A 12,598-nucleotide genomic window follows, 5' to 3' on the forward strand; every position below is an offset into this window, starting at 1 on the left:
AGTACTAATTGCCCGTGAGGCTTGACCATATAACACCCAAACAATTTGTGGTGTCAGACCGTTGAAGTCGACAACAATCCGAAAATTTGCAGCAACTACAAAGCAATCACATACCCAATTCGGGATAACGCCTTAACCGCGATATCCCAGCTGAATCGCTTGACGACCATAGAGCATTGGAACCACCTGATCCCATCCCGAACTCAGAAGTGAAACGATGCATCGCCGATGGTAGTGTGGGGTTTCCCCATGTGAGAGTAGGTCATCGTCAAGCACCTATACCAAAACCCCCGATCAGGTAACTGATCGGGGGTTTTTCTTTGTCTGGAATAAAATAAGCTTCTGGGCTTGCATGACGAAGTTGCTTTAATGCGATATAGAACAGCCTGCGCTCATTCAGGCTGTATTAAATAGGATGTTTGTCTGCTGCTATGTCCAGGTCCTACGGGTAATCTGGTTAGTTCGCAGCTATGATAGGGAGCACGCCGTCATTAGAGTTTCTTCTATGGCTGAACAGGCATCTTCTGGGCCTATTTCAGAACTTGATCTAAAAACGCTGATTGCTTGCCATGAGTGCGACTTGTTATTGCGCAAGCCGCCTTTTGAGCCGGGCCAGCGGGTCGAGTGCCCGCGTTGTGGGTATGAGCTGTACACACACCGGATTCAGGTGATTAAGCGCAGCATGGCCCTTGTGCTGGCTGCTCTGCTTCTTTATATCCCCGCCAATTTCTTGCCGATCATGCAACTTAGCCTGCTTGGTCAGGCCACCGAGGACACTATTTGGTCAGGTGTCGTGGGGCTGTATGACAGTGGGATGCGGGAAATTGCTGTGCTGGTTTTTCTCTGCAGCATGGCTATCCCATTGCTAAAACTGTTATGTCAGTTCGCTGTGTTGCTGAGTATTCAGCTGGATTTTGGCCGCAGTTATGGCTTGCTGTGTTACCGGATTTATCACCAGTTGCGTGAGTGGGGGATGCTGGAGGTCTATCTGATGGGGATTCTGGTGGCCATTGTTAAACTGGTGGACCTTGCCCAACTGAGTATCGGTCTCGGCCTTGGCTGCTTTGTAGCCTTGTTACTGGTCCAGGTTTGGCTTGAGGTGACAATGTCGCCGCATCAAATCTGGGAAGCCCTGGCAGGGGAGGACGTTCATGAGGGCCATTGATGCAGGCTTGCTGATCTGCCACGAATGTCATCAGATAAACCGCTATGACGTGAACGCTCATAAGCAGTTTTGCAGCCGTTGTGGTGCCCACGTGCATGCGCGTCGCCCGAACAGCTTGGTGCGAACCTGGGCGCTGTTGCTGACTGCAGCGGTGCTTTATATCCCCGCTAACCTCCTGCCCATCATGACAGTCAATTCGCTTGGCAGCGGTCAGTCGGACACGATTATGTCGGGTGTGGTGGAATTGATTCATCTCGGTATGTTTCCGATTGCTGCGGTGGTGTTTATCGCCAGCATTCTGGTGCCGACCTTCAAGCTCGTAGGCATTGCTCTTCTGCTTTATTCGGTACAGCGTCACCAGCCAATGTCGGCACGCCAGCGTATTCTGATGTACCGATTTATTGAGTGGATCGGGCGCTGGTCGATGTTGGATATTTTCGTGATCGCGATTTTGGTTGCCGTGGTCAATTTCGGCAGCCTAGCCAGTATTCTGCCTGGTTACGGGGCTACTGCTTTTGCCAGTGTGGTGGTTCTTACCATGCTGGCTGCTCTTACATTCGACCCACGACTGATTTGGGATAACACGGATCTGGATGACCAGTATGAATGACTTACCAATGGCAAAAGCCCGTCCTGCTTCCAATTGGTCGGCAATCTGGATATTGCCGCTGATTGCCCTTGTGATTGGTGGTTGGTTGGGGTGGCGCGCCTATAACGATGCCGGGATTTTGATCGAGGTGACGTTCCCCAGCGGTGAAGGCCTGCAGGCAGGTAAAACCGAAGTCATCTACAAAGGGATGTCTGTTGGTAAGGTTGTTGAGCTTGAGCTGGACGAGAATGGCAGTCGCCAAGGCGTACGCGCTACGTTGGAAATGAGTAAGAGTAGTGAGCCACATTTGCGCTCCAACACTCAGTTTTGGTTGGTAAAACCTAAGGTGTCGCTGGCTGGTATCAGTGGGATAGAGACTCTGATGTCCGGTAATTACATTGCCGTTACCCCGGGGGATGGTGAGCCTAAGCGCAAGTTTGTTGCCTTGACTGATGAGCCGCCACTGGCAGATACCGAGCCAGGGTTGCACCTGATACTGAAGGCCGACAAGCTCGGCTCGCTTAACCGTGACAGTCCTGTGTTTTATAAACAGATACAGGTTGGGCGGGTGAAGAGTTACAAGCTGATGGATGATCATCAGCAAGTTGAGGTGAAGATATTCATCCAGCCGGAGTTCGCCTCACTTGTGCGCAAACACACGCGATTCTGGAATGCCAGCGGTGTGACGGTACAAGCTGGGCTTTCAGGCGTGTCGATTCGTACTGAGTCTCTGGCGACGATTGTTGCCGGTGGTATAGCGTTTGCCACACCGGAAAACCGCAAAGACAGCCCTCCTACTGATCCGCAGTTTCCGTTCCGTTTGTATGACGACTTCGAGGCCGCTCAAGCGGGGATTAAGGTATCGCTGCAATTAAATGACTTCGACGGACTGGAGCCGGGGCGCACGCCGGTTGTCTACAAGGGGATTCAAGTCGGCTACATGAAGACCTTTAAGATCGGTGACGATCTGACCAGTGCCCATGTCGAATTACTGCTGGACCCCCGCACGGAAGATTACGTGATTGAGGGCACCGAGTTCTGGATGGTCAAACCGTCGATTTCTCTGGCCGGTATTACGGGGCTGGAGGCCTTGGTTAAAGGTAACTACATCGCGGTCAGGCCCGGTAAGAAAGGTGGCGCACCTAAGCGTGAGTTTGTTGCCAGAGCTAAGGCACCACCACTGGATCTTTCTGCTCCGGGTATGCATCTGGCGCTCTACAGTGAAAGTCGTGGTTCATTAGAGGTCGGCAGCCCGATTCTGTATAGGCAGATCAAAGTCGGTTCTGTGCAGAGTATTCAGCTCTCCCGTAATAGCCAGCAGGTGGCCTTTGGCGTACATATCGAGCCAGAGTACGTGCACCTGATCAATATGAGCACGCGGTTCTGGAACTCCAGTGGCATTACGCTTAAAGGTGGGCTTTCAGGCGTTGAGGTTAAGGCAGAGTCTCTGCAGACCTTGCTGGCTGGTGGGATTACCTTTGATACGCCGGATGCCAGTGCGGCGAAAATTACCAAGCGGGTACAGCGCTTCAACCTGTATGAAAGCCAGGACAAAGCTCAAGAGAAGGGCACCATGGTGACCATCCGCGTTCCGACTGGTGATGGCCTGCGCCCGGGTACAGCCATTCGCTACAAGGGGCTGGATGTCGGCAAAGTCGATCAGGTGGAGTTCACCGATGATTTGCAGGCAGTGCTGCTGCATGCCCGCATTACTCAGGTCGAGAAACAGATTGCGCAGGCCGGGACTCAGTTCTGGGTGGTTAAGCCTGAAGTCAGCCTCACCCGTGCAGCTAACTTAGGCACATTGGTGACAGGTCAGTATCTAGAGGTGCGTCCTGCAGCACGGCAGGGCCAGGTGCAGACTAAATTTATCGCTTTGGATGCAGCTCCGACTGAGAGCGTTCGTGAAGAAGGTTTGCGTCTGGTGTTGAGCACGGACCGTCGTGGCTCGATCAAGCCGGGTGTTCAGGTCAGCTACCGTGAGATCCCTGTGGGTAAAGTGACGGGCTACGAGCTTGGCCCAACCTCGGACCGGGTACTGATTCATATCCTGATTGAGCCACGTTATGCGCCGCTGGTTAGGACCGGTAGCCGTTTCTGGAATGCCAGTGGCATTGGTGTTGATGCAGGCCTGTTTAAGGGCGTGAAGGTGCGTACTGAGTCTCTAGAAGCGCTGATCGAAGGTGGAATTGCCTTTGCCTCACCGGATAACCCGGATATGGGCGCGCCAGCATTGCCGGGCCAGACATTCGCCTTGCATGAGGATGTAAATGAGGAGTGGCTGAAGTGGGCTCCGAAGATCAAGCTGGATCAATAATGTCTGCATAAACAAACAGGGCCGCAATTGCGGCCCTGTTTGTTTTTAGCGGTAACACCGGATCAGGCAGGTTCTGCCTCAGCGGTTTGCTCCTGAGTGGCCACGTCGTCGCGGCGGCGAATGTATTTCCAGTCCGCTTCGTCGATGTAGATGCCATTCGGGCCGCTGCCGCCTTCAAGGTCGATGGCGACGTGGGCAGAAACCTGCGGTTTCACCGAGGCCAGAATCGGCACGAAGCCCAACTGCAGACTGGTTTCGATCAGTGCTTGCTGGTTCTTCTCGTCGATATCCGCCGCTTCGTCCAGGTAGTACGGCAGGCGTACTTTACCGGCTTGGTCGCGGTCCATCAGGTGCAGCAACAGGTACATGTTGGTCAGCGCCTTGATGGTCATGGTGGTGCCGTTGGAAGCCGCGCCGTCGATGTCGGTGTGGATAACCGGCTGACCGTGGACCTTAGTGATTTCGAAGGCCAGTTCAAACAGGTCTTTCAGGCCCAGCTGGTTGTGGTTAGCGGCCACAAGGCGGGCCAGATACTCTTTGGCTTCCTCGTTCTTGCTGTCCTGCTCGCTGCTCTGTTGCAGGTCGAACACGGAGAGGGTTTCGCCTTCTTCGTACTGACCGGCGCTGTGGATGATCTGGTCGATATGACGCAGGGCATCTTTGTTTGGCGCGAGGACGATACGGAAGCTCTCCAGGTTGGAAACCTGACGCTTGTTGATCTCGCGGTTGAACAGGGCCAGTTGGTGTTCCAGGTTGTCGTAGTCGCTGCGGATGTTGCGCAGGGTGCGGGCAATGTCGGTCACGGCTGCACGGCGAGCTTTGGCCAGTGTCAGAGCTTCGTCCTGACGGTGAGCGTAGGCGTTGACCAGCAGTTGCAGGCGGCGCTCGACGTCGTCTTCGCTGTCGAACTTGGCCACGCCTTTGAGGCGGATTTGCGCGTAGAGCGCTTCGATCTGGCCGTCGATACGCTGCAGGCCTTGCCACGAGTCCTGGTAGTCATTGAGCAGCGGCAGCAGGTTGTCGAGGCTGTCGTCGACCGGGTCCATATACGGCGTACCGAATGGCAGGTCTTGCGGCAGCAGCTGGCGGCGGCGCAGGGCGTCTTCCAGTGTGCGTTCTTTGGCTTCCAGATCGGCCAGTTGGCGCCCTACCAGTTGCAGCTTGGCGGACAGCTGCTGGACGCGCTCGGTAAAGGCATCGGAGGAGCGTTTGAGTTCGTCTTGAGCGGCTTCCAGCTCAGCCAGCTGGGCCAGTTTTGATGGCTCTTCGGCTGTTAGGGTCTGGCTCTTGCGGAAGTCTTCCAGCGCCTTCTGTGCATCCAGCACGGCCTGATACAGCTGCTCGGCTTGGGCCTTGCTGGCGGCACGGTCGGCGGCGACGCTTTGCTGAGTCTTCAGCTGCTTCAGTTCGCGTTCCAGGCGGTCTTTCTGATCGCGCAGGGCGGCGCGGTCGGCAAGTGCTTGCAGGGTTGGTGGTTCGATCTGCGAGAGGTTGATGGACAGACCCGGCACTTCAAATTGGTCGCCGTTGAAGCTGTCGAGAATCTGCTCCAGCGATTTAACCCAAGCGCCGTGCTCATCCATCTGGATGCCTTTCTCGCCCAGCGGCAGGCTGAACAGCTGACCGTTGAACAAACGCATCAGGCGATCCACATCCTGCTGGCTGAACTCTTCGCGCAGGCGCGAGTAGCTGTTGTTGTCTGCGTGGTCCAGCTGCTGCTTGACCGACTTGAGGCGTTTTTCCAGATCGCGCAGACGCTCATCGAGGTCTTCGGCAGAGAACTGGCGAGATTGGGCCAGAGCACCGGCGAGTTCGTCGTGAGCATCTTTGGCGGCGAGCAGCTGGGCTTCGAGAACCTTGGCGTCCTCAACCAGCGCGAAGCGGTTTTTCAGCACGGCCAGTTCACCCAGCCAGCGCTGGATGTCGCTGATTTCGCGCTCCATGCGCATCAGCTCTTGGGTGCCGCCGCGCTGCTCGTTTTGCAGGCTGTCCTGTTCGTTGCGGTAGTGCTCAGCTTGGATCACCAGCTCTTCGCGACGGGCTCCGGCGTAGTCGTGCCAGGTGCCGAGCAGGGAGTCGAGCAGCGGTGACAGGCGATGCAGTTTGCCGCGCAGCAGATCGCGTTGAGCAACGCCGGAGGACAGCGCCTCAATCAGTGGCCCTGCGGTAACCAGTGCCTGGTAGTCCTGCTCCATGCGGCGTACATCACGGAAGGCCTCTTCGGTGGCGGCGATGTAGTCGACGCTGCCGGAGCGCAGGCTGTGTTCGAAGGCATCAAGGAACAGCTGCTTGAGCTTGGCCGCGGTGATTTCGCGCATGTGCAGCAGGTTGATGAACAGGGCGCGGAAAGTCTTCAGGCTCTGCTCACTGGTGGAGCGCAGCGGAATCAGGGTCAGGTCCAGCGGGATGCTAGTGTGACCGCCGACCAGCAGGCGGCGCAGTTCTTCAGGCTTCAACTCGTAGGCTTTGATGCCTTCGCGTTCAAGGTTGTTGAACAGCTCGCGCTGACGCAAGCAGGTGCCGTTCTTCTGGTAATGATCTAGATCCAGTGTGCCCTGATAGGCGAAGAACTGGTGACCGAAACCGCCGCCGGGGCCGCGACCGGCTACACCGATCACGTGAGGGCCGTGGGGCAGGGCGACTTCAACAAGGATGTAGCTGGTGTCGCTGGCGAAGTAGAACTTACGCGACTGCTCAAGACTGTATTTGCCGAAGCTCATGTCCGACATGCGCGCCAGAATCGGGAATTGCAGGGCGTTGATCGAGGCGGATTTACCCAGGTTGTTGGCGCCGTACACCGACAGCGGGTTTTCCAGCGGGAACAGGCCGAGGCTGTAGCCGGCGGTGTTCAACAGGGCAAAGCGGCGAATGCCAAAGCGTTCCTGGCTCATACATCATCCTCTTGGGCGGCACGTTCTTCGGCCATGGCGCGGGCCAGTGCGTCTTCTTCGGAATCATCCTCCGGGTTTTCCAGGCGGATGATCTCGTCTTCATCGTCTTCGGTTTGCAGTGCGGGTGTCGGCAGCGGCAGGCTGCTGTGCAGGCTGGCGGCCAAGTCGCGGTCTTGCTGCACGCTCAGGCACACATCAAGGAAACGGTGCATGGGGGCGAGGAAACGGTACACGCCGTTTTCTTCACCGGCAAAACCGAGCTGGGTCAGGCGGCGCATGACTTTTTCTTCCAGCTCGTCTTGGGTAGTGACTTCGGCCTGCAGGAACAAGTCGCGGTATTTCTCCAGCAGCGGAGGCAGTTCGTCGCGACCAAGGCTGCCGCCATCCAGTACAGACAGCGGGTCGCGGCCCTGATCGGCCAGGTGCTCCACCAGAATGAAGGTAAACAGGGCCAGACGCTGAGCGGTCTTGTTGACCTGAGCACCCATTTGTTCCGGGATGAAGTAATAAAAACCACGGCTGTCGCAGGTCAGTTCATAACCCAGGGCTTTGAACAGCGCTCGGTACTGGTCTTGAAAATTGGTCAGCTGGGTGTACAGCTCGGGGGTGTTACGGCTGATGTGATAGCCCTTGAACAACTCGCGGAAGATGGGGGCGAGGTGGGAGAGTTCTTTCAGGTCGATATTCATGGTGCGGTGTTCCCGGCCGGCTTGATCAGGGCGTAGGAGCTCAGGCTGACCTGATGCTCGCGGGTTAGGTAGGTCTTGCGCTCAAGGCGGTCACGCTGGAAGCGACCGTCGCGGGACAGGCGCGAGAACCAGTAGAGCAATTCGTCGGTAGCGCCTTCCGGCTCCTGTTCCAGCAGCCAGGTCATCAAATCCGGTAGCGGCAGGGCCTGTTCGCAGCGTTCGATCATCTCCCGTGCCGTGCGTGGTGCGCGTGGCCCTGGCCCCTTGCGGCTGCCGTGGGATTTGGGGAACTGCGCCGGTTTCGGCTCAAAGCGGGCCAAGGCATAGACGTAAGCTTCTACTTGCGAGGCAGTGCCGAGGAAGGTGCTTTGTGGTCGGGTAAACAACGGCATGGCCGCTTGCGGTACGGCATCCAGACCTTTTTTGCGGATCACCGACAGGGCCAGAGCCGCGCCACGGGTTACGGCGTTGTGCCGGCGCGCTTCTTCACGCAGCGGCAGAAGCAGTTCTCGGGCGCGGCGCAGGGTAAGCTGGGCGGTGGTCTGCATTTCCAGAATGCGCGCGTGGGTGCGCAGCAGCAGGTCGTCGTCGACCAGTTGGCCGAGGCGCTGTTGTTCACTGAGCAGGCGCAGCAGGACGTGCTCTACACGGTAAACGCCTTGTTCGAAGGCACCGTCGGCGGCCACCAGTTGGATCATCGGCTCGACGTATTCGTCCCAAGTGGCCAGCACTTCAGCGTAGCGCTGACGCAGTGGAATCTGCCGGTCGGAGGTCTTGGCACGCTCGGCGACGGCGATCAGGGCCTGTTCGTCGTTGTTGAGCTTTTTCAGCACGTCACGCACGCGCATATCAAGCAGGCGTAGTTGTCGGGCCAGATCGGCCGGGTCGCGGACTTCGAAGGCTTCACGGATGTATTCGGCCAGGCGCTCAAGGTGGCGCAGGTAAGCTTCGATCTCCAGGCACAGGCCCAGGCGGTGTTCGCGGCGTAGATAGGAGAGGAAGTCGTGAATCTGCGCGTTCAGCTCGAAGCGGTTCGGGCTTTTGGCGACCGGCACCAAAATATCCAGACGGATCCACTGGTCGAGCAGGCTGGTGATGTCGGTGGGCGTGCCATCCGGAAGCTGGGCGCTCAACTGGCTGCGCAGCTCGATCAGGCTCAGCGTGCCTGTGTCGAAGTGCTCGCAGAGCGGCTCCAGTAACGTCCAGTGTTCGGCAAGGGCGCGCAAAACGCGCTTGGGCTCAATCATTGAATTGGCAGGTTCCAGGCCAGTTAAAGGGAGCGATTGTACTGCATGAAGCGAAGCGTTTTTATGCTTGTATCGATTGATGGTGAATTGAGCCCATATGCAAAGAAAAGGGTGTTTCCTGTGTGTTGTAAGGCAACACGTCTGGCACAAGGGCTGGCGGATGCTGGCAAAGCAGTGTTACCCAGGGTCTGTTGCGATGGGTAACGCGCTCGGGGTGATGCAGCTAAGTGGTTACTGCTGACTCGACTATGGGCGGGGCGGCGAGCGTCGGAGGGATCCTTATAGTGAAGGCACTCTGAGTAGGAGCTCTCAGCCTATAACCTTGGGAAAGGTCTCGCATATGTCCATATCCGCCCGTTTAGGCAAATTTGTCCTGCCATTTTGCGCCGCTGCTGGCCTTTCCTTCAGCGCTCATGCTGCGTTGCAGGAGCTGACTGACGAAGAGCTATCGGAAGTCTCAGGTCAGGCGCTGCTGACGCTGGATGCCCTGACATACGGCGGCTTTGAGTACACGCGGGTCAATCTGGGGGCTGATATTGACCTGCTGATGAATATGGACGAACTGCGCCTGGGCAATTACACCCGCACCGGTGGTGGGGTGGCTTCTGATCAGCCAGCGGACATTCTGATTAACAACTTTGCCCTTGGCCGGGTGCGTAATGCCAACTCGTCAAATGCCTCGATTGAGGCGTTCAAAGTGCGTGATCCCTACATCGAGCTGGCCTTTAAAAACAACAGCCAGGGTGTACGTGAAGTAGCGGGTATCCGACTTGGGTTCGGCCGCTCACAGGGCTATTTGTCGGGTGACATCCTGTCTCTGACCGGTGTGATGGAAGGGAAAATCTATGGTCCGGCTTCGCTGGCCTACGATTTTTATCGCCAGACAGCAGGTTGCGGTATTGCCAACCTGATCAACTGCACGGCGCTGTTGCTGGCGGGGAATACCGAGGTGTATGCAGGTGTTGAGCTGATCCAGAGCGGTACGGGATACAACCTGATTAACGGCCAGAAGATCAGCCGTGCCACACACATCGGTGTGCCTTCGGGGGGCTCCCTGCAAACGGATGAAAGCGGTTTGATCGCTTCGCTGATTCCGACTTTATCCCAAGTCAGTAACTGCCAGGCGCTGGGCCTTGTGACCTGTTTCCCGATTGCCAACTACAAATCCATTTATGTGGGCGATCCGACTAAGACTGACATTGTTCAGGGCGGTGCGCAGGGCGTGTTCTTCTCGCTGCAGAACCAGAACGTACCCTGGCAAGATCTGGCCAATGCCGGAAAATTTGTCGAAACCCAAAGTGGTGCCTTTGCTAACTTCGCCAAGAAAGGTGAAGGTGCGGCTGCTGTTTATCCCTTCTTGCTTAACTTGTATGACGCCTTGCGTGGCACACCTCGTCAGCCTACCTGCATGGGCGCAGCAGGTTCGGGGTGCTGAGCATGGTTAAGGCGCATGGGCTGTGGCTGTTGCTGACGCTGTGTCCTTTGGTGCAGGCCATGCAGGTGCTGGATGACGAGGAAATGTCTGAAGTCAGCGGTGCTGGCATCGGTTTTTTTGCTGATGAGTTTCTCTATGACCAGAGCCAGGCAACCGCTCGGGTTAGCGGACTGCGCGACAGCCAGAACCGTGATCTGACCATTGAGTTTGAGAACCTGTATATCAAAGGCCAGGGCAGTCAGCGTGGGGCCGTGGATACGACGGCGCAGATTGGCTCACCGCTGCATCCGTTCACACTGAAAGTAGTCGGTCAGCAGCAGGCGGCAACCTTGCCTGCGGCCACGCAGGCCATGCAGCTGAAAACGCCGCATTATACCGATCCGCTGAATGACACCCGGACGTACGGCATCTGGTCCCTGTATCAGGGCTGCCTGTTCGGTACTGCTGGCTGTACCGACCCGACCCGTGCGGTTACGCAGGTCAATCAGGAACTGACACGTCTTAATCAGACGCGCACAGAGATATGGAACCTTTACGGTGGTCAGTTTGCCAACTTGAAGGCGGGGATCGACGCCGATATGCCGCTGGTGCTTCAACGCCAGGCCGAGCTGGATGTGAAACTGGTGGAAACTCAGGCGGCTGTCACTCTTTATAAACAGCGACAGCAAGAGTTTGCTCAGGCTGGCAATACGCGTAGTACGGCCTATGCTGCCGCACCGGATTTTTATATGGAGGACGGCTGGTTAACCGTCTATAAGCCCTCGCTGGGGTCGAAGTATCTCTGCGTCAATGCATGCAGTAACCCAGCCGCTCAGGCCTATAACCAGTCCGTTGATGCCTACAACGCTGCTCAGGCTGCTGACACAGCTGCGCTGAACGCCTACAACACCAAAGCCGCTGAATTGCTTAGCGCGCAACAAGCCGTCGGTGCTGCCTGGGAGGTGACACGTAACGGTCAGACACTTACCAAGCGGCAGGCGGATTACAACACCTTCTCCGGCCTGTGTGGCACGCCCACGCAAAACTCACCTACCTGCGTTGGTGGCCGTATCGGTAAAACTAATGCTGACCGGGACACCATCATGATCGTGGTCGGTGCCTTGCAGCAGGGTGGTACTCGGGTCAAAGGTATGGATATCGGCCTGAAGACTCGCTTTAGTTTGCCGTCAACGGCTTACAGCAAGAACAGCAGCGGCAATATCGTTCCGGGGGCAACCACAACCCGGACCGACTTCTTCGCGCTGGAGTTTGAAGGTTTCACCCTGCACAACAGCTACCTGAATATGTGGGGTGCCAATGGCAAGCTGAATCTGGAAACGAGTTTGCAACTGTACGCGGACCGTCTGGTGCTAAGCGCCTGCCGTACCTGTACAGACACCAGTCGTCTGGTGGCCAGCAACGTGTATCTGGATGTCAACCTCGGTCATGGGCGTCTGCAGCCCTTGCAACTGGGGTCGTTGGCCAACGGTGAAATTGAATTGACTCTGCCCTCAGTAACCTGGGCAAATCACGTTGAGTTCTACCGTGACGTGCCGAAAAGCAACATCAGTCTGGGTAACGTGAAAATCGGCAATGTGGATATCGGCTCACAGTCCATTCGCGGTCTGCGGCTGGACTACATGAAAATGACTACCGTGAAATTGCCACGCTGAGGAGATGGACATGTTGAGACAGATTGTCCTGCCTGCTTTATTGCTGCTGGCCATGCCGCTCAGGGCTGAAATGCAAGCCCTGGCAGAAGAGGAAATGCAGGCCGTAAGCGGGCAAGCGGGTGTCAGTCTCAGTGTCAGCCTCAATATTGCCCGTAATCCCTCGCAGACTCGCTGTGCAGGCGGCTGTGGTGCTCGGCTGGCGTTTAAGCCGGGGCTCAGTAATGGCTACATCGTGTTGGACAATATTCAGGGCAGGTTCAGCTTTGATGGCGTCACCCTGGATATCCAGCGCATTAACAGTGGCTATAACGGCGAGGGGGCGCTGTTTAATAAAGATGTGCTGAAAATCGGTCTACGCTCGGCGACTTTTCAAAACGCCCAGTTCACCCTGGCTGGAGCCAACCAAGCGGTGCCGGGGGCCGGGTTTGATCAGCATCACCTGTTCACTTATCAGACTAACGGTAATGTCCGCATGCAGGGCAACCTGTACATCTTTGCTGCACCGTAAGCTCTGCCCTCCAGCAGCCCGGCAGTTTGGGGCTGAGCTGTCATTCTTCCTTCATCTTTATTGGCCCATCCTTGCAGCCCAGCGCATGGGGTGATTACCTCTTGA

At 56.6% G+C, this 12,598-nt stretch carries 9 protein-coding genes and 1 rRNA gene; 7 read left to right on the forward strand and 3 right to left on the reverse strand.

The features are described from left to right. Nucleotides 1-158: 158 nt before the first annotated feature. The 4 genes from rrf (at nt 159) to AO726_RS10340 (ending at nt 4,071) form a co-directional block, all read left to right on the forward strand. Nucleotides 159-274: ribosomal RNA gene (rrf, locus tag AO726_RS10325) — 5S ribosomal RNA — on the forward strand. A 231-nt stretch (nt 275-505) separates the two neighbouring features. After that, the gene (locus tag AO726_RS10330) at nt 506-1,165 is read left to right on the forward strand and encodes a paraquat-inducible protein A (RefSeq protein WP_058068013.1); all 660 of its coding nucleotides are present in this window, start codon (nt 506-508) and stop codon (nt 1,163-1,165) included. Next, nucleotides 1,152-1,775: a paraquat-inducible protein A gene (locus tag AO726_RS10335; RefSeq protein ID WP_058068014.1), complete on the forward strand. Its 624-nt coding sequence runs from the start codon at nt 1,152-1,154 to the stop codon at nt 1,773-1,775. The genes AO726_RS10330 and AO726_RS10335 overlap by 14 nt, the downstream gene beginning before the upstream one ends. Next, nucleotides 1,768-4,071, forward strand: coding sequence for a PqiB family protein (locus AO726_RS10340; protein ID WP_058068015.1), 2,304 nt, complete (start codon nt 1,768-1,770; stop codon nt 4,069-4,071). Before AO726_RS10335 ends, AO726_RS10340 begins: the two co-directional genes overlap by 8 nt. Before the next feature lie 62 nt (nt 4,072-4,133). Here AO726_RS10340 and mksF read toward each other — a convergent pair whose 3' ends face one another. Genes mksF through mksB form a run of 3 tightly spaced genes read right to left on the reverse strand, consistent with a single transcriptional unit; the run spans nt 4,134 to nt 8,898 of the window. Then, complete coding sequence (mksF, locus tag AO726_RS10345) at nt 4,134-6,962, reverse strand: Mks condensin complex protein MksF (protein ID WP_058068016.1); 2,829 nt, start codon at nt 6,960-6,962, stop codon at nt 4,134-4,136. Further along, nucleotides 6,959-7,651, reverse strand: coding sequence for an Mks condensin complex protein MksE (gene mksE / locus AO726_RS10350; RefSeq protein WP_058068017.1), 693 nt, complete (start codon nt 7,649-7,651; stop codon nt 6,959-6,961). Before mksE ends, mksF begins: the two co-directional genes overlap by 4 nt. Further along, nucleotides 7,648-8,898 (reverse strand): Mks condensin complex protein MksB, encoded by a 1,251-nt coding sequence (gene mksB / locus AO726_RS10355; protein ID WP_058068018.1) that lies wholly within the window; start codon nt 8,896-8,898, stop codon nt 7,648-7,650. The genes mksE and mksB overlap by 4 nt, the downstream gene beginning before the upstream one ends. Nucleotides 8,899-9,238: 340 nt before the next feature. On the opposite strand from mksB, the gene AO726_RS10360 reads away from it, so the two are divergent. The 3 genes from AO726_RS10360 to AO726_RS10370 are packed head-to-tail and all read left to right on the forward strand — an operon-like array spanning nt 9,239 to nt 12,493. Continuing rightward, a complete protein-coding gene (locus AO726_RS10360; protein WP_058068019.1) occupies nt 9,239-10,333 on the forward strand; it encodes a DUF6160 family protein in 1,095 nt (364 codons plus the stop codon). Between the two features lie 2 nt (nt 10,334-10,335). Next, nucleotides 10,336-11,985 carry a hypothetical protein gene (locus tag AO726_RS10365; protein ID WP_082629138.1) on the forward strand — a complete coding sequence of 550 codons (1,650 nt, stop codon included), beginning with the start codon at nt 10,336-10,338 and terminating at the stop codon, nt 11,983-11,985. A gap of 10 nt (nt 11,986-11,995) precedes the next feature. Beyond that, on the forward strand, nt 11,996-12,493 hold the full coding sequence (locus AO726_RS10370; RefSeq protein ID WP_342633118.1) for a DUF6160 family protein: 498 nt from the start codon (nt 11,996-11,998) through the stop codon (nt 12,491-12,493). Nucleotides 12,494-12,598: the final 105 nt, after the last annotated feature.

The organism is Pseudomonas sp. TTU2014-080ASC, assembly GCF_001446935.1.
Taxonomy (GTDB): Bacteria; Pseudomonadota; Gammaproteobacteria; order Pseudomonadales; family Pseudomonadaceae; genus Aquipseudomonas.